The organism is Calothrix sp. 336/3 (assembly GCF_000734895.2).
Classification (GTDB): domain Bacteria; phylum Cyanobacteriota; class Cyanobacteriia; order Cyanobacteriales; family Nostocaceae; genus 336-3.
The window spans coordinates 3,023,331-3,041,268 of sequence record NZ_CP011382.1; the positions used below are offsets into that span (position 1 = coordinate 3,023,331).

Annotated in this window: 17 protein-coding genes; 4 read left to right on the forward strand and 13 right to left on the reverse strand. The window is 43.2% G+C overall.

The features are described from left to right. Positions 1-16: 16 nt before the first annotated feature. The 4 genes from IJ00_RS12760 (at position 17) to IJ00_RS12775 (ending at position 5,306) form a co-directional block, all read left to right on the forward strand. Entirely contained in the window at positions 17-1,840 is a 1,824-nt protein-coding gene (locus IJ00_RS12760) for an ATP-binding protein (RefSeq protein ID WP_238178504.1), read from the forward strand. 136 nt (positions 1,841-1,976) lie between these two features. Continuing rightward, the gene (locus tag IJ00_RS12765; protein WP_035153600.1) at positions 1,977-2,351 is read left to right on the forward strand and encodes a response regulator; all 375 of its coding nucleotides are present in this window, start codon (positions 1,977-1,979) and stop codon (positions 2,349-2,351) included. A gap of 8 nt (positions 2,352-2,359) precedes the next feature. Then, complete coding sequence (locus IJ00_RS12770) at positions 2,360-4,291, forward strand: response regulator (RefSeq protein WP_035153602.1); 1,932 nt, start codon at positions 2,360-2,362, stop codon at positions 4,289-4,291. Between the two features lie 271 nt (positions 4,292-4,562). Continuing rightward, on the forward strand, positions 4,563-5,306 hold the full coding sequence (locus IJ00_RS12775) for a phycocyanobilin:ferredoxin oxidoreductase (protein ID WP_035153604.1): 744 nt from the start codon (positions 4,563-4,565) through the stop codon (positions 5,304-5,306). A gap of 117 nt (positions 5,307-5,423) precedes the next feature. On the opposite strand, the gene IJ00_RS12780 is transcribed toward IJ00_RS12775, so the two are convergent. The 13 genes from IJ00_RS12780 to clpB form a co-directional block, all read right to left on the reverse strand. Further along, entirely contained in the window at positions 5,424-5,705 is a 282-nt protein-coding gene (locus tag IJ00_RS12780) for an antibiotic biosynthesis monooxygenase (protein WP_035153606.1), read from the reverse strand. A gap of 19 nt (positions 5,706-5,724) precedes the next feature. After that, positions 5,725-6,087: a hypothetical protein gene (locus IJ00_RS12785; RefSeq protein ID WP_046814808.1), complete on the reverse strand. Its 363-nt coding sequence runs from the start codon at positions 6,085-6,087 to the stop codon at positions 5,725-5,727. Next, positions 6,065-6,682 carry a chromophore lyase CpcT/CpeT gene (locus IJ00_RS12790; RefSeq protein ID WP_035153608.1) on the reverse strand — a complete coding sequence of 206 codons (618 nt, stop codon included), beginning with the start codon at positions 6,680-6,682 and terminating at the stop codon, positions 6,065-6,067. The genes IJ00_RS12785 and IJ00_RS12790 overlap by 23 nt, the downstream gene beginning before the upstream one ends. 548 nt (positions 6,683-7,230) lie before the next feature. Continuing rightward, positions 7,231-7,761: a phycobiliprotein lyase gene (locus tag IJ00_RS12795; RefSeq protein WP_035153610.1), complete on the reverse strand. Its 531-nt coding sequence runs from the start codon at positions 7,759-7,761 to the stop codon at positions 7,231-7,233. Positions 7,762-7,816: 55 nt separating this feature from the next. Continuing rightward, positions 7,817-8,245 (reverse strand): phycobilisome linker polypeptide, encoded by a 429-nt coding sequence (locus IJ00_RS27130; protein WP_052754455.1) that lies wholly within the window; start codon positions 8,243-8,245, stop codon positions 7,817-7,819. A 339-nt stretch (positions 8,246-8,584) separates the two neighbouring features. Next, positions 8,585-9,343, reverse strand: a complete 759-nt coding sequence (locus IJ00_RS12805) for a phycobilisome rod-core linker polypeptide (protein WP_035158986.1) — start codon at positions 9,341-9,343, stop codon at positions 8,585-8,587. A 120-nt stretch (positions 9,344-9,463) separates the two neighbouring features. Then, positions 9,464-10,213, reverse strand: coding sequence for a phycobilisome rod-core linker polypeptide (locus IJ00_RS12810; protein WP_035153612.1), 750 nt, complete (start codon positions 10,211-10,213; stop codon positions 9,464-9,466). 40 nt (positions 10,214-10,253) lie between these two features. After that, a complete protein-coding gene (locus IJ00_RS12815) occupies positions 10,254-11,114 on the reverse strand; it encodes a phycobilisome linker polypeptide (protein WP_035153614.1) in 861 nt (286 codons plus the stop codon). Between the two features lie 872 nt (positions 11,115-11,986). After that, complete coding sequence (locus tag IJ00_RS12820; RefSeq protein WP_035153616.1) at positions 11,987-12,547, reverse strand: phycobiliprotein lyase; 561 nt, start codon at positions 12,545-12,547, stop codon at positions 11,987-11,989. Positions 12,548-12,634: 87 nt separating this feature from the next. After that, entirely contained in the window at positions 12,635-13,309 is a 675-nt protein-coding gene (locus tag IJ00_RS12825) for a HEAT repeat domain-containing protein (protein WP_035153618.1), read from the reverse strand. A 6-nt stretch (positions 13,310-13,315) separates the two neighbouring features. Beyond that, positions 13,316-14,020 (reverse strand): ankyrin repeat domain-containing protein, encoded by a 705-nt coding sequence (locus IJ00_RS12830; RefSeq protein ID WP_035153620.1) that lies wholly within the window; start codon positions 14,018-14,020, stop codon positions 13,316-13,318. A 2-nt stretch (positions 14,021-14,022) separates the two neighbouring features. Continuing rightward, positions 14,023-14,481 carry a DUF2656 domain-containing protein gene (locus IJ00_RS12835; RefSeq protein ID WP_238178505.1) on the reverse strand — a complete coding sequence of 153 codons (459 nt, stop codon included), beginning with the start codon at positions 14,479-14,481 and terminating at the stop codon, positions 14,023-14,025. A gap of 538 nt (positions 14,482-15,019) precedes the next feature. Beyond that, complete coding sequence (gene clpB, locus IJ00_RS12840) at positions 15,020-17,638, reverse strand: ATP-dependent chaperone ClpB (RefSeq protein ID WP_035153623.1); 2,619 nt, start codon at positions 17,636-17,638, stop codon at positions 15,020-15,022. Between the last annotated feature and the right edge of the window lie 300 nt (positions 17,639-17,938).

Genomic DNA, 17,938 nt, shown 5'->3' on the forward strand with positions numbered 1-17,938 from the left:
TTGCAGATGGATATAGGTGTCAAAACGTTCTTCTCGGCAGCGATCGCCATCCAAGTTCAAAAAATCACAAAATCAACGACGCAAGCGTTTCGGAGAGACTAGTCAACCTCAAGAGGCAATCCAGGCAGAATTAAGACAGCAGCAGCAACGGGTGGAACTGTTTTCGGAAGTGACGCTGAAAATTCGCCAATCCTTACAACTGAGGGAAATTCTCCATACCACTGTTACAGAAGTACAGCGAATTCTCCAAGCTGATCGCGTGTTAATTTATCACGTCTTACCCGACGGTACAGGCAAAACCATCAGCGAAGCAGTTTTACCAGATTATCCCACACTCATGGATCTGGAATTTCCCCAGGAAGTCTTTCCAGAAGATTATCAACAACTGTATGCCCAGGGAAGAGTGCGAGCGATCGCCAATGTCCATGATCCCGCAGCTGGTTTAGCAAGTTGTTTAGTAGAATTTGTCGATCAATTTCATATTAAAGCCAAGCTGATTGTACCAATTGTGCAAAATCTCAATACCCACACCCAGAGTCAACTGTGGGGTTTATTAATTGCTCACCAATGTAACAGCGATCGCCATTGGGTAGATTTTGAACTAGAACTGATGCAACAATTAGCCGACCAAATCAGTATCGCCCTATCTCAAGCCCAACTATTAGAACACTTAGAAGAAGTTGTAGAAGCTCGTACCGCAGAATTAAAAGATGTGAATCGCAATCTGCAACAGGAAATCAACGTCCGTAAGCACGCTGAAGCAACTTTAAGACAGAGAGAAGAACAATTACGCTTAATTACCAATGCCCTACCAGTCTTAATTGCCTACGTAGACGAGCAACAAAAATATCGTTTTAATAATCAAGCCTACCACGATTGGCTAGGGCAAGCACCAGGAGAAATTTATGGTCGTCACTTACGCCAAGTTTGGGGAGAAGATTGCTATCAAAGAATGCAAGTTTATGTGAAAATTGCCTTATCTGGGCAAGCCGTCACCTATGAAAACGATATTTTCTTAAAGGATGGTAGTGGGCGATCAGTTGATGTGACTTATATTCCCCACCTCGATGACCAGAAAACCGTCAAGGGATTCTTCGCCCTAAGCAGCGATATTAGCGATCGCAAAGCCATTGAACGGATGAAAGACGAATTTATTTCCGTAATCAGCCATGAACTGCGAACCCCCCTCACATCCTTGCACAGTGCCCTGAAAATCTTAGCTACAGGGCGTTTAGGCACTCTCTCGGAGGAAGGACAACAAATGTTGGGAATTGCCGACGACAGCACTGAAAGACTAGTACGTTTAGTGAACAACGTCCTCGATTTACAGCGCATTGAGTCTGGCAAAGTCGTGATGGAGCTACAAACCTGTAATGCCGCAAATTTGATGATCCAAGCGACAGAGGCAATGCAAGCCATGGCACAGCAGCATGAAATCACCCTTGTCAAGCAACCACAGGATATCCCAGTTTGGGCAGACGGAGATTATATCTTGCAAGCATTGACAAATTTACTCAGTAATGCAATTAAATTTTCATCACCGGGAGGTACTGTTTGGCTAACCGTAGAACAGCAAGATGGCTCACCAAATTTCCCCAGGGAAGTGATATTTAGGGTGCGAGATGAAGGACAGGGAATTCCCTACGATCAACTCGAACGGATATTTGAACGGTTTCAACAAGTGGATTCGTCAGATTCCCGCAAGAAAGGTGGTACAGGTTTAGGACTAACTATTTGTCGCAAAATCATTGAGCAGCATAATGGGAGAATTTGGGCTGAGAGTAATCCAGGGCGTGGCAGTACTTTTGCCTTCACCCTACCCGCCATTGACAGCATTTAGGAACACGAACCCTAAATAAGTCTTGATACCACACCAATTCTCCCCAACCTGCCAGCAGCAGATACAAACCTGGAAACATCAATAAAATCTGACACCTCTTAATTGTGAATTTTGAATTGGTATGAGAGGGAGTTCTATGGCTACAAAGCGGATTTTAATTATTGATGACGAAGAAACGATTCAAACCGTTGTACAATTTGGCATCAAAATGGCGGCGGGATGGGAAGTATTCACTGCTAGCTCTGGTTTAGAAGGGATTCAGGCAGCCCAAATAGAAAAACCCGACGTGATTTTGCTAGATGTGATGATGCCAGAGATGGATGGAATTGCTACCTTTAAAGAACTCCAGTCCCATTCAGAAACGGAAGAAATTCCCGTCATTCTTTTAACCGCCAAAGCCCAAACGGCAGAAAAGCGTCAGTTTAATGATTTGGGAGTCAGTGGTGTCATTACCAAACCCTTTAACTCCCTGGATCTGCCAGAGCAAATCACGAGAATTCTCCATTGGTAGTCCCGTCGATGAAAATATTGCTTGTAGAAGATGATGACTTACTAATTAAAGTCCTAACCAAAAATCTGGCAACCCATCACTATGTTGTAGATGTGGTCAAAGATGGGGAAATGGGTTGGACTTATGGTTCTACCTTTGAGTATGACCTGATTGTTCTCGATATTATGCTGCCCAAATTAGATGGTATCAGTTTATGTAAACGTTTTCGTACAGAAGGCTACACCCTGCCAATTCTATTACTCACTGCCCAAGATACAATTACTGCCAAAGTCCAAGGATTAGATGCAGGGGCAGATGACTATATGGTGAAACCCTTCGACTCTGTAGAACTAATTGCCAGGATTCGGGCTTTATTGAGACGAGGTAGCGCTAATCCTTTTCCTTTACTCACTTGGGGTGATTTACTCCTCAACCCTAGTACCTGTGAAGTTACCTATAATGGTCGTCCCCTGAACCTGACAACCATGGAGTATGATTTATTGGAACTACTCCTGCGGGACTGTCAGCACGTTTTTAGCACAGAAGAACTTTTAGATAGGTTATGGTCTTCAGAGGAATTTCCCTCCCAGGCAACGGTACGTTCCCATATTCGTCGGGTTCGACACAAGTTAGTTTCTGCCGGAGCGCCCCAGGATTTCATTGCTACCATGCATGGTAGAGGTTACTACTTAAAAGCACCGAGTGGTGAAGAATCTACTGTCACAACTGTTCCAGAGCATAGTTCTCAGAATCCCTCAGTCAAAACTCAGTTTCAAGAAAGTCTTAAGGATGTACCAAAGCATATTCCTCCAGTTGACTCCCAGCAACAATACCTGGCTTTCCTGAATGAGACTTGGACAACAAACAAGCCCAAAAGTCTGGAACAGATAGCAATTTTGCTCCAAGCAGTCAGAGACTTACAAGCTAATCAACTTAAACCCTCACAGCAGTTGCAGGCACAACAGATCGCTCATAAACTTGCAGGTAGTTTGGGAATCTTTGGGCTGACTAAGACAATGCACCTGGCACGGCAATTAGAATATTGGCTAGGGGGGCGTGAACCTCTGCAAGCAAAACATGCACCTTTGATGAGAACTTTGGTGACTGCTCTCCAGGAGGAGATTGATCACACAACCCTGATTGAAATGTCTCAGATTCCCAGTGGTCAGTCACCTTTGCTACTACTGATGAGTTCAGATACGGAATTTAACCAGTCTTTAGTCTCTGTAGCAGCCAGTCGAGGAATTCGCCTAGAAATTGCTCCGGTAGGGGATATGGCTCAAACCACGTTGATAGAGGAGTCTATTTTTGATTTTGTGGGTCAACAACCCGATGTCATTCTGTTGCGGTTTCCTGCAATTGCGTCCCCCATACCCCAAGGGAGTAAATTTTGGGAAATATTGCAGACATTAGCACAGCGTTACCCCAATTTACCAATTATTGTCATGGGCGATCGCGATGAATTAGACGATCGTTTGCAGGTAATGCGACGGGGTGGAAAACTGTTTTTGGTGACACCAACTCCACCGGAGCAAGTTATTGATGCTGTTGTGAATCTGTTACGAGGTGATAAAATTCCCCACAAGGTGATGATTTTGGATGATGACCAAAATTGGTTAAGCAACCTCCCAACTCTACTCAAACCTTGGGGATTTAAGGTGACAACCCTTGCCGATCCACTACAGTTCTGGACGGTTTTGCAAGCAGTTACCCCCGATGCCCTGATTTTAGATGTGAATATGCCAAATATTAATGGCTTTGAACTGTGCCAAATTCTCCGCAGTGACCCCCATTGGCAGCGTCTGCCTGTATTATTTCTCAGTGTGTTGACAGATGCCACAAGCCAGAATCAAGCTTTTAGCGTTGGTGCTGATGACTATTTGTGTAAACCTGTGATGGGAGTCGAATTAGCTAACCGGATTCTCAGCCGTTTACAGAGAGTCCGAGCTTGGGCTATTTAGGGAAACTACAACTTATCGTTAAGATAATCGCGATCGCTCACCAGGAGGGTTGCGGGTTGCGATAGTCTTTTAAGTAGCATTAGGGTTTGACGCTTGTCATTAAAATCTGTGTGAGAAGTCCAAGTTATGACTTAAACAGTTATGATGGAGGATTTTCTTGACTCAATTCCCTTGTACCATGGATTCTTGCCTCTGCTCCCTTGATGCTGCACACATTTTGCACGCACTATAGGGCAAGGTAAGTATTAATCCTATACTCAAAGAGAAGCGTATGTTGAAGTCTATGGAAGCGTCGTTAAGAAGCCGTCAGCATCCTCTAATCCACAGGTTGGCGGATTGTATTGAAGAAGTTTGGCACAAATACCTGGATATCTCCCCCTACTCTGTACCAGAGGGTTTAGGCTATGTTGAAGGGCACCTGGAAGGCGAACGACTGATTATTGAAAATCATTGCTACCAGGCTCCCCAATTTCGCAAACTGCATTTAGAACTGGCTCAAGTTGGCAACGGCTTAGATATTCTCCACTGTGTCATGTTTCCCAACCCCGAATATGCCCTACCCATATTTGGTACAGATTTAGTTGGCGGACGAGGAGGAATCATTAGTGCAGCGATCGCCGATCTATCTCCCGTCAATAGCGATCGCACTCTCCCCCAACCCTACTATCAAGCATTATCTGTCTTGTCTGATGTCCCCTTTTCCCAACCACGAGCTTTACCAGAATGGGGCGATATCTTTTCTGATTTTTGTCTATTCGTCCGTCCCGGAGATGCTCAAGAAGAGGATAAGTTTTTCAATCGGGTTCGGGAATTTTTAACCATCCATTGTCAGATTGCTAGCCAAGAACAACCTCTCACCTCTAATCTTGACATCACAAAGGTGATAGCAGGTCAACGCAATTATTGTACAAAACAACAACAAAATGATAAAACTCGCCGCGTACTAGAAAAATCCTTTGGTGCAGAGTGGGCAGATCGCTATATGAATACAATGCTCTTTGACTATGTAGCTTAAAATCAGCCTATCCTTGGTTGCCCCAAAAATATGGCAATATCATGTCTGCTTCAACCTCATCATCTTTTTTGAGTTTGGTGATGGGGTATAGCTAATCTAGTTTGAAAATTTGTAGCCCTACAAAGTACCTGACTCTAATTGCTCTAGATATATGAAATCAGGAGACTTGACACCAGCTTCTGCTCTTATCTTCACCAACTGAGGCGATTCAAAAAACCGCTTAGCATCATCTATTGATGTCCAGGAAGAAAAATGTACGACTTTGTTGGGATTATCGACATATTTTAAAACCTGATATACTTTCTCTCCAGCTTCTGCGCGTATATCAGCAGCCTCATCAAAAACTTTTTTCCATGATGCATAATCTTCAACTTCATGAATAATCAACACATACTGCATAATCTATTCCCAAATCAGTTTAAGCTTCTGGGTCAAAACGAGTGCGAAAACCACCATATTTTACCCAATATTGCTTGAGATTATGACAAGGTGTATGCAAACTAGCTTTTGCCCGATATAAGATGACTTGACGGTGATCACCCATCCAAATTTTATCAATCGGGTCAACGGAAATGACACTTCCTCCCAAAGCTGCAACGCACTGGGAAAAGCGCTCAACAGCACTATAATCTACAGTTTCAAATACAAAAAAATTACCTGAACATATCAAATGCCGACTGCGAATCCAGCACTGCATTTTTTTCTGCGCTTCTGGGGGTAGCATATTCGCTTTAATAGATTCCAGGGCAGGTTGAGTATCATAGGATATTTGGGACTTCATGGGCAAAACTCTCCCGTTTTTCAAAACACAAAGGACCAAAGGTAGAACCCCAAACTTGCTCGTGTGTATTTACATCCATCCCTTTATCTAGACTTACCCAGGTAGTTTCTGTAATTTCTACAAAACTATCGAGATAAGTTTGGCGACCATTTTTTTCAATTAAGCATTGATTCCCTGGTTCTACACTTCCTTGAAACTTATCTCCATCTCGTTTAAAAACCATTGAGCAGTTATATCGCCGCTCTATACAATCTATATTTATGGTTTTGAGAATACTTAATTCACGGGCTGCACCAGCATAGAAAATAGCATTCTTTAAACTGTAATTTTCGATATAAATCTGATTTCCTTGATCGACTAAACGATGTACTCCCTGTCGATAAGGTCTCCACAAATCATAGTCATATACCTGTTCTGAATACATCCCAATCCCAGAGAAAAATTCCCAGGGTAAGGGACGAAAAAAAACATGGATATGGGCGTAATCCTTAGGGTTTGCAGATGCCTGTTGATAATTGCTGAAATCCCCTGCCATCCATCTAGCTAAGGTGACTAGATTATTGCTCTCGTGGTTATCGGCTGGTAAAGAAGACATAGTAATGGGTAATGGGAGTAAATTGAGATTTTTCTCTTGAAGACATACAAGTTATTTTTATAATTGATATATTTCAAAACCTTATCCTGAGTAATCAATTAATTTATTTTTATTAGCAGATAAACGCCATAATTTTATATCTCTTACTTAGAGAAAATAGAAACTATCTATAGATTTTTTAACATAGTTCTTTCTACTGTGTATCGCAAAATATTGCATAAAACTAGGCACTTTTCCCGACAAAAGTATTCTTTTTTAATCATATTTTCCCATCAAAACATAAGATAAAAAGCCGGTTTTTACCTAGTTTAATAGTTGTTATCTTTTGTGCAACTGGAGATGATTACTCAAAAAATAGCACAGGGAAAAATAGCCCCAAAATAAATTAAGAAGAAATGATAGCAAATTGCTTCTTAATTTCGTCTATTTTGAAAACCGTAGCTTGTAACTTGAGATATTGCTTCCTGGGGTTGCAATGACAGAATCTACTTGTGATGGTGGGCAATGTTTAGAGATTTCAAGGGAGAAATTAGAGAATAATTTCAGCCTCAAGTCTCAACATTTTGACGAATCTCTGAGGAAAAGGAAGCAGTGACAACTCCCGTACCAGCACTGGTTTTAATTAAAGAAACCCGACAACGGACATTAGGGTTGACAAACCAGATTTTTTCTTCAGCCGCAGCCCGTTCATAGGGAGTGACGAGAACGAAAGTACCGTCTTCTGTGAAGTAATATTCACCAACGGCAGCAATGGTTTCAGCATACCCTTGATCGCGTAGGAGTTTACCGCGATGGGAATCTTTTGGATCTGGTACAGGAACTAATACACAGCTCCCTTTGATTTCACTATCATCCCAGTCTGATTGACCTTCCCAGGTCATACGAAAGGGGGAAACCACCGTCTGTGGATCAACGTCATAGCTTTTACATAGGTCAATCACTGCGGAGTCATCATCTGCAAGGGATATGATGTCAATTTCCGACTGTACTGCTTCAAAATGGCTAAAAGCCAAATGATGGGCACTACGTTGCGATCGCCAATGTCCAACAGAACTGGCTACAAACTCCTGAATATTCATCAACTCTTTGTCCGTTTACATCTATTTTGACAATGGGGAAAGGGTAAAAGGATACTTACCACTCCTCGGTAAAGGTGTACTCTGCTGAGTTCAAAACAGCGATAAACTCTTGCTCTTGCTGAATTGGTGTTGCCGTCGGGCTAGGGCTAGAATGTTGTAATTCCTCAGTTTCGTTATGAGAAGAGATAGATACAACCTCCTGGGGTGAAGAAGTCAAAGCATGGGTTTGAGTAATTTCAGACAGGGGTTGAATAGACTCAAGGGATGGTGCTGGAGAGTGAGAAAATGGCAGACTAATGTTAGTAATCTTGCCACCAAGGCGATGGATACTCTGAATTGTTTGAGAGAGACAACTATAAGGAATTGTGATTGTATATTTGCCTCTGTGCATCATCCCTTGATAAGAACCCCCTGTGACCTCAACCCTGACTCGGCGACTATTATAGTCACTGAGATCGCTAGGAGAAATAATCGTGTTTGCCATACAAAATTACCTGAAATTCGATGCTTCACGATAGCAACTTATCATCAACCTGAATCTCGGAACAACCGAATTCTTGAGTAAATTACATTGATCTATCTGAGGCATGAATTAAGTTAATTTTTGTCAAGCAAATATTGATCTATCTGAGGCATAAATTAAGTTAATTTTTGTCAAGCGAATGATTATTTTGGAGCCATATTGTGGTCTATTGCGTATCTATGACTCTATAAATACATAGGGCTTAACCTAAGAAACTTTGGTTTTGCTGCCGCCAATCTCAACATAGAGTTTTGTCGATAACTATGTGGGAATGGGAAACATCCTAGCCTGTATTAAGTATTAACCGACTTCAGTGATACTGAGAATTTTGCCCCCAGTTTTTTGGATGTTTTGAATTTTTTGGGATAGCTGATTGTATCCAACTTCAAAAGTTGCCATACTCTGAGTCACCCGTGTACCGAAATTGGCTTTGGATATGGTCAGACGGAAACGTTTACCTGTATTGCTAGAGGTTCCAGAACCGTGAGATGGAGAAACAATCTTCGTTGCGAGATTACTGCCAATATCGCTGATTAATTTTGCGGATTTGCCCAAATCATTAGCAGCAAATCCACGCATTAAGGCAAATGTGCGGTTAAAACCAACATTCTTGATACCTGCTTGGGTACGATTACCACGGGCAGAAGGCACAATATTTTCACCAAAGCTCTTAATATATTCGTCGCTGCCTATGTAGGAGTTGATTTCCGCTTCGTAGCCCTGTGTGTTGTAAATTTGTACGTGCTCTGCAATTTCTGCTTGATCTTGGGGGGCGCGACCGAGCAAATGTTTAAAATTCAATTCGATAAAACGGTAGGGAGAAGAAGTTTCAAAAAATAGCGATCGGTATAAGTCAGATTGAGCCACTGCACGGACAAATTCTTTTACAGTGATATCGCCATTTCGTAATTGTGACTCTGCACTGGTAAGTCTTTGGTTCTCAAAGATATGGGCATTGCCTAGTACCTGACGATATACAGCACGGATGATAGCTTGCAAATCATCTTCGCTGGCGTTAGGGCGTAATTCAACGGATTCTGCTTCTATCCACAGCGCCATATGAATGCCTCCTAAAATTAGGATTGTTGTTTGATAATTTTTGAAAAACTGAAAATTAATTAAACAGAGATAATCATCGAAGGTGGGCAGCACACCCACCCTCTGAAAACCCACTAGAAATTAGGCAATTTCGGTAATGCTCACGATTTTGCCAGAGGTGCGATTGATTCGCTGAATTTGTGGGGTCATTTTACTTGCCGACACGATGTACTCAGTGGTGCTGATGCGGCGGGGACTATCGAATTTAGAACCTGTCACTACGATTTTGAACCGTTTTTCAGTACCAGAACCGATGACAGTTGCTGTTGAAGCTTGAATGGTGTTGGCGCTGTTAGTAGCGACTGCATAAACCAATTGAGCAGATTTGACTGCGCTGTCAATTTGTGCAGGACCGCGATCGAGGGCAAATATGCGGTTGTAGCCAACTTGTTTGGGGTTAGCTTCGCTGTTTTTGCCGCGATAGTAGGGCACTACATTTTCGCCAAAGGCTGCTTGATATTCACTGCTATCGATGTAGGAATCGATTTCAGCTGCGTAGCCTTCAGCTACAGTGCGAACGATATGTTCAGAAACTTCTCTTTGGTCTTGGGGTGCGCGACCGAGCAAGTGGAGAAAGTTCAATTCTACAAAGCGGTAGGGGGCGCAAGACTCAAAGTAGCGGGTACGATAAAAATCGGACTTGGCAACAGCACGGACAAATTCTCGCACAGTGATAGAGCGATCGCACAATTGGGACTCTGCTGTCACCAAGCGCTCACTTTCCATCACATGGGGATTACCCAATACTTGCTTGTAAACTGCCCGAATAACTGTCTGGATTTCTTCCAAACTGCTGGTGGGCCACAGTTCAATCATTGTTAAGGATGTCATAGGAATCTATCTCCTCAAGTTTGGTAAGTTTTTCGGCGATCTATACAGCTGTGATACTGGCAATCACACCACCTTGCTGGTGAATCCGTTGATACTCTTGGGAGAGTTTGTCGTAGGGAACCAGGAAAACTTGATTGGAACGACGGAACTTGGAAATGTTGTTGAAGGTTTTGGCACGGTAGCCAGTAACTTCAATCCGATAGACTTTGCCTCCAGAACTGGCATCCACACCATGACGACTGCGGGAACCGATGGGGGGTGTAGAGAAGGTTGCGCCTCCACTTGCAGGTGAAATTACTGCTGTGGGTGTGCCTTGAATTACCAGGGCATTGAGTTTAGGAGTCTTGCCTGACAAGTCACCTTTCAAGCTGCTACTAGAAGCGCCACGCACCAGTTGGAAGGTGTGGGTAAACTGCACCATGCTGGTACAAGCTTCTGTTTTGTAACCCCGAATGTAGGGAACAATGTTTTCTCCGAAGGTATTTTGATATTCATCGCTGTCGATGTAGGAATCGATATCAGCTGCAAAACCTTGGGTGTCGAGAATGGTGCTGTGTCCACGCATTTCTTCTAAATCCAGTGGGGGACGACCTAGAAGATGGCGGAAGTTCAGTTCGATTGCCCGGTAACGTGCGCAACTGGTAAAGAAGCGAGAACAATACAGGTCAGATTTTGCCACTGCTCGGACAAATTCACGGACGCTTAATTCACCCCGTTTAAATTGAGATTCGGGGACTACTAGGCGCTCACTTTCCATGACATAGGCATTACCTAGGACTTGGCGATAAACTGCCTTAATGATGGTTTCTGCTTCTTCTTGTGAGTAACCGGGAACCCACTCAACGGGAGGGGTTTCATCAAAAAGGCTGACTCCCAGGCGTGAAGCTGGTCCAAATGGCATTAATTGTATCTCCTGGTTAACGAAAGAGTTTAAGAAAATTGTTTCAAGATGTAAATAAATTTCAGATTGTTCATCCAGAAAATTTGTTCTGGATTGATTCGCTTGAAGCCCAATTGCTAGGTTCCATAACCCTGGAAAGTCTAGCTATCACGTTCATCAAGCTTTTTAGGCGTTTTATACGCTTTGTTATGATCAATTTTCGTATGAGCGTGTAACGCTGATCGTCAAGATTTATAAATCTTGATGGAGTTTAGATCATTTTGCACTCATTTTGCACAAGGGAGTCTGAAGTGGCAAGTGTCTAAATCTTTATTCTTCACACATGGCAGGGTTCAAAGGTTCTTATGCAGCCAAGGAATTAAAGAACTAGTGGGACTTACACAAGCGCTATTTGTCAATGGGATGATTATCTGTAGGGAAGCAATCTCTGATACCAATTCGTAATTCGTAATTCGTAATTCGTAATTAAGAAAGTCTTATCTAGTCAGACTTTCAGGGTTTGTATCTGTTTCACTATTTTCGTGAAATGGTATGAGCCCTCATTTGTCACTCTGGGAAAAGAAAAATCAAAGTCAAATTTTCAACTCTAGATAGAACATGCATTTGATCGTTTATTTTCTAACACAATGGCTGAAATTATGGTTTTTTAAAAAAAACCTTATGCTGTAAGCATTTCAGACTATTCTCTCCCGAAAGTGACAAATGAGGGATGAGTCGCTGGTGATTGCTGAGTTCTCGCGAACATTTTATGCGATCGCCTCACTCGTAATGACTTAATTTTGCGGCTTTTGTGTAAGCCCTAAACTAGTTAACAAAAGTAAAAAAAGTCGAGTAATAAAATAACTACAAATTTTCTTGCCCATTGCTCCTGATTAAGGAGTTTGTTTTTGTTCCACTCCAAAACCAACAAGGAGAACTTCTTGCATGGGTTCATTTGCTTGTGGGCGGCGATAATTTAGGATTTTGCGGATACGCAGTTGGGGGTTAACTAGGGTAATAGAATCTACAGAGATGACACGGGTGTAGGTGGTAGTCATCAATAGTTCTCGGTTTTCAGGATAGAAACGGAACTTAGAAACGATGGGGCGAGATTCTTCATAGGCGCGATCGCGCAGATAGTCCCCAAGTAAAATCATACCCTCTTGCTGCTGTGGGACAAAGAGCATATTTAGGGATTGATTGACGTGATCGCCTTTTTCGGAAATGGTGGCAAACTCTAGATGATATCCAGGTAAATTGTCTAAATCTGGTGGGGAAGGGTATTGATTATCGCTGAGTACCTGGTTTTTGCGATCAAGGGTGACGGGTTGAATGACAAATTCTGTGTGCGATCGCTCTACTTCTTGATGGGTGAGATAATGGTAAGTACGCTCTGTTGCCCAGTTACCAACACAAGCTTGAAAAAACTCTTGAAATTGTAAAATTGGGTTCATGGTGAAAAATAAGACACTTCACGATGCTAAAAATATCTTATTTGTAATGGACATAAGGAAAGAGAAAAATTTCTTTCCTCCTGGGGTTTATTCGTGGGGCAAACTTGCTTCTAGGGCAGCGGCAACAACATAATGATTCTCATCCTGTTGGAGTTTTGCCAGAATTTCCTTGGCTTGGGGGCTGGATGACAGGTTTAAAGCTGTGGCTGTGCGCCAGCGATCGCGCCAATCTTGTGCCTGGGATAATTCGGATAATATATTTAGGGCTTCCTGATGTAATTTCCCTTTTAATAGGGTTCCCAGTGCCAGGATAGCGGTTTCTTTAACGGTTTGCGTCTCATCTTGCAAAGCCTCTCGGATGACTGCTAGGAGTACATCGTCTTGGTGAGCTTCCATCAAAATCGAAATTATCGTTTGTCGAGTTAGCCAGTGATGATTGCGCTCAAATAGCTTTTGCAACACAGGTACAGATTCGTCACCAAACTCAAATAGGGAATTGGCAATTTCTGATAAGACATTATTGTCTGCTTCCTTCTCCAGTAAATCTTTGAGGATTTGTAAGGATGCTGGGGTGGGATGGTTGCCTAAACCCATTACCGCAAAGCGACGACAGAGGAAATCTTCATCAGAGGCAAGTCGCTGTAAAAGGGGAATGGCAATATGGGCGGGGGTTTGAGCTAATTCATCTAGGGCAGCTTTGCGCTGATTAATAGCTCCAGAGCGCAGCATTGATTCTAGTTGGAAGAGGCGATCGCTATGCATATAAATTTACTCCCTTGCCCCGGCTCGAATTAACAAATCCGTTGCCTGACTAGCACGAAAAGACTTACGTGCTTCACTCAATGCTGTGGCACCCCAGCGATTTTTGGGGCGGTAGTCTGCACTATGTTCTAATAACATGGTGATAATTTCCAAATCACCCCTAGCTGATGCCATCATTAAGGGAGTCCAGCCACCAAGGTTTTCCGTGTTAACTTCCGCACCTAACTCAATCAGTGCTTTCACGGTGTAGGTATGTCCGTTATCGGTGGCTAAGTATAAAGCTGTATCACCAATTTTATTAGTGGCGTTAATCTCAGCCCCCATCTTCACCAAACGCTGGACAATTTCGGTTTGACCGCGCCGTGCCATGGTCATTAATATAGTCTCACCGTAGGTATTGCGTTCATGGATGGTAGCGCCATGATCGAGGAGGAGAGAAACAATAGCTTGGCGATCGCCTTCTGCGGCAAACATCAAAGCAGTGTAGTCTGATGCATTTTTCCGATTCACTTCTGCACCATGGGCTAGAAGTAGTTCTACAATCTCCAGATAACCTTCCGTAGCCGCCCACATTAGGGCTGTATTACTTGCTCCTAGGGCTGTTACCCCTCCGGTAGTATTGGCATCTGCGCCTTGGGTTAGTAAACTCTCGACGCTGGCAACATCACCTTTAATAATCCCACGGATGAGGCTTTCGTTAAGAGTTGCCATGATTAATCACCTTCAACTTTAAATATACTGTTGGCAGGTTTGTCGGCAATGGTGGTATCCCAGGCGATCGCCTCTAAAAATGCTTTTGTTGAAAGAGTTTCCACCACATCCACACCCCAATCTCCGGGTTGCAGAGCATCAGGAGAATCACTAGTCGCTGGAGTTGTTTTAATACCACCTAAAACGAGAATTTGAGGGAGATGATTGGTACTTAATTCCGGCGATCGCCGCTTTGCAGCTAAAGCATGAAAACACAGTTCTCCTACTTGCTGGGGCGAAAACACCTGAGTCGGAAATAAAATTTCCACAATCCAATGGGGATGATTCACTAGCCGAGATTTTAGGTTCTCATAAGCACTTAGCCCGACTCGAAATACTTCGGCAAATTCTTCTCGACTCAGGGCTGCTACTATGTCCGTAGAGACATCAAAATTGTGGGCGAGTAGCATTCGCCCAGTCATTGGAGAATTCAAAGTAGTTAAATTTCTTGATAAGAGTTAGCAGCTCTTATTCTAGATGATTATTTGGCAAATTGAGTTTGGTAGTGTAAGCGTTTCCTTTGATTGAAAAAAGTAATGGGTAATGAGTAATGAGTCAGAATTTTACCTACTCACTGTCTACCTCACTCGTTTCAAAAGTGCTGTGTGTAAACTGCTACTTATTACAGCAACTGAGTACCATCCCAACTCCTGACTAGTAGTCAATCACATTAATTTTAACGTGAGTTCGATGAGCTTGGATACATTCGATAAATCGATAAAAACCTGACCAAATGGGGATTATAAATCCCCGTCTAACATCTAAAGTCCATTAAAAATGGACTCGAAATACAAATCGAATCCTTTGCTATCACTCATCTTGTAGAGGACTTGAGCAATTAGACGACGATTTTTAATCGCTGGCTCAAACCGTCGAACTCACATTATTTTAAGGCTTGTAGTCAGGCTTTAGCCCTTGATTTGAGCGATAAATCTCTGACTACGAACCCTTGGGAAACTACTAAGTACTCAGTATTTCCGCAGCTAGACGCTTAAAAGACAATCGTTCGTTTTCTTCATCAACGTAGATTGTGTCACCATCATGAAACTCTCCTCGGAGAATTGCTTTGGCAATTTGTGTCTCTAGCTCCCGTTGAATTGCCCGTTTTAAGGGACGAGCGCCAAATACAGGATCGTAACCGACTTGAGCCAGAAAATCTAAAGCAGTATCGGCAAGTTTCAGAGATATCTTGCGATCGCCCAACCTTTGCTGCAATCTTTGGACTTGTAACTTGACAATTTCCCGCAGTTGTGATTTTAGTAAAGCGTGGAAAATGATAGTTTCGTCAACACGGTTGAGAAATTCGGGACGGAAGGAACCCCGCATTACATCCATCACCCGATGGCGCATCTCGTCATACCTGCTGTCATCACCGGCAACATCCAAAATCAACTGGGAACCGATGTTACTAGTCATGATGATAATTGTATTTTTGAAGTCTACGGTATGACCCTGGGCATCCGTAACCCTACCATCATCGAGGATTTGTAAGAAGATATTAAACACATCGGGATGTGCCTTCTCGATTTCGTCAAACAAAATGACTGCATAGGGACGACGGCGAATGGCTTCTGTAAGCTGTCCCCCTTCTTCGTATCCTACATAGCCAGGAGGTGCGCCAATTAACCGAGATACGGCGTGTTTCTCCATATATTCCGACATATCGATGCGTACCATCGCTTCTTCGGTGTCGAACATATATCCTGCTAAAGCTTTGGCTAATTCCGTCTTACCCACACCTGTGGGACCTAGGAAGATAAAGCTGGCGATGGGACGATTAGGATCAGCTAAACCTGCACGGGAACGTTGAATAGCATCAGCAACTGCGGTGACAGCTTCCTCTTGTCCAATGACGCGGTGGTGTAACTCGTCTTCCAGATGCAGGAGTTTTTCCTTTTCCGACTCAACTAATTTACTGATGGGGATACCCGTCCATTTGGAAATCACCTCAGCAATATCCGACTCTGTAACTACTTCTCGGAGGAGGGATTTACCACTACGTTGGGTTTGCTTGAGTTGAATGTCTGCCTCTTCTAGTTGCCTATGGAGGTTTGTTAATTTACCATACTTCAATTCCGCAGCCCGATTCAGGTCATAATCCCGTTCTGCTTGCTGAATTTCCGAGTTTACCCGCTCGATTTCCTTTTTAATCTCACCAATCTTACCGATAGAACTCTTCTCCACTTCCCACTGGCTATTAAATGCTCGTTGTTCTTCCTTCAAATCGGCAATTTCTTTTTCCAGCTTTTCCAGGCGATCGCGGGAAGCAGCATCACTTTCCTTTTGCAGGGATAATTTTTCCATCTCCAACTGCAAAATTTTGCGATCGATTTCGTCCAGTTCCTCTGGTTTCGAGGTGATTTCCATCTTCAACCGTGCGGCAGCTTCATCCACCAAATCGATGGCTTTGTCAGGAAGAAAGCGATCGCTAATGTATCGGCTAGACAAGGTAGCGGCTGCGACTAGGGCACTATCGGAAATTGTCACACTGTGGTGATTTTCATAGCGTTCCCGTAATCCCCGCAAAATAGAGATGGTATCTTCTACCGTGGGTTGGTCTACGTATACCTGTTGGAAACGTCGTTCCAAGGCGGCATCTTTTTCAATATATTTACGATATTCATCTAGGGTTGTCGCCCCGATACAACGCAGTTCACCCCGCGCTAACATGGGCTTCAGTAAGTTACCCGCATCCATAGCTCCTTGGGTAGCTCCTGCACCGACAACGGTATGAATTTCATCGATAAACAGAACTATATTACCTGCGGATTCGGTAACTTCCTTGAGAACCGCTTTCAGACGTTCTTCAAATTCTCCTCGGAATTTAGCCCCAGCAATTAACGCACCCATATCCAGGGCGATTAATTTTCTATCCTTGAGGGATTGGGGGACATCACCGGCTATAATTCGTTGGGCAAGTCCTTCCACGATCGCCGTTTTACCGACACCAGGTTCCCCAATTAACACGGGGTTATTTTTAGTCCGACGGGAAAGAATTTGAATAGTGCGACGAATCTCATCATCCCGCCCAATCACTGGATCAAGTTTACCTTGACGAGCAGCTTCGGTGAGGTCACGTCCATATTTTTCCAGTGCGTCGTATTTGCCTTCTGGATTTTGGTCGGTCACTTTCTGGCTCCCCCGAATTTGTTTAATAATATCCTTAAGTTTGCGTTCGTCTTGTCCGAACTCCTGTAGTAAACCTTTGCCAAAGCGATCGTCTTTAATGTAGGCAAGGAGTAGATGTTCCACAGAGATAAATTCATCTTGGAACTCCTTACGGTAAGCATCAGCACGATCTAAGAGTGTATCTAAACTCCGCCCCAAATAGACAGAGGTGCTGCTACCAGAGATTTTCGGTTGTTGCTTAATGAATTGCTCTGTTTTGTCAACAACTTTGGCTAAATTTATCCCTGCTTTAGTCAGGATACTACTTACTAGTCCATCCTGTTCTAGCAAAGCTTTCAGTAAATGTTCACTTTCAATTTGCTGTTGCTGGTACTGCTTGGCGATTTCCGGAGTGTGGGCGATCGCCTCCCAAGCTTTTTCGGTGAATTGGTTCGGGTTAGTCGGTTGCATAGGTTCTCAGGGAAAAGGAGAAGGGTATCTTTTGCTAACTGTTAACTGTTAACCATCACCCATTCCTTTTATTTGCTCTAGCTATAGAAATTTTCTTTTATATGGTTATTCTAAGGAATCAGGCAGGATTTTCTGGATCGGTGTTCACACCTTAGGAGAGTAGTATTACCGTAATTAGGAATAGGCAACAGGTAATAGGGAATTGGGAAAATACCTGACTAGAGACATTCTGGCAGAACCTCTGACATCATACAAATTTTCTGCTAGGTGTATGGTAAAAACCTTCTGAAATCTAGAACT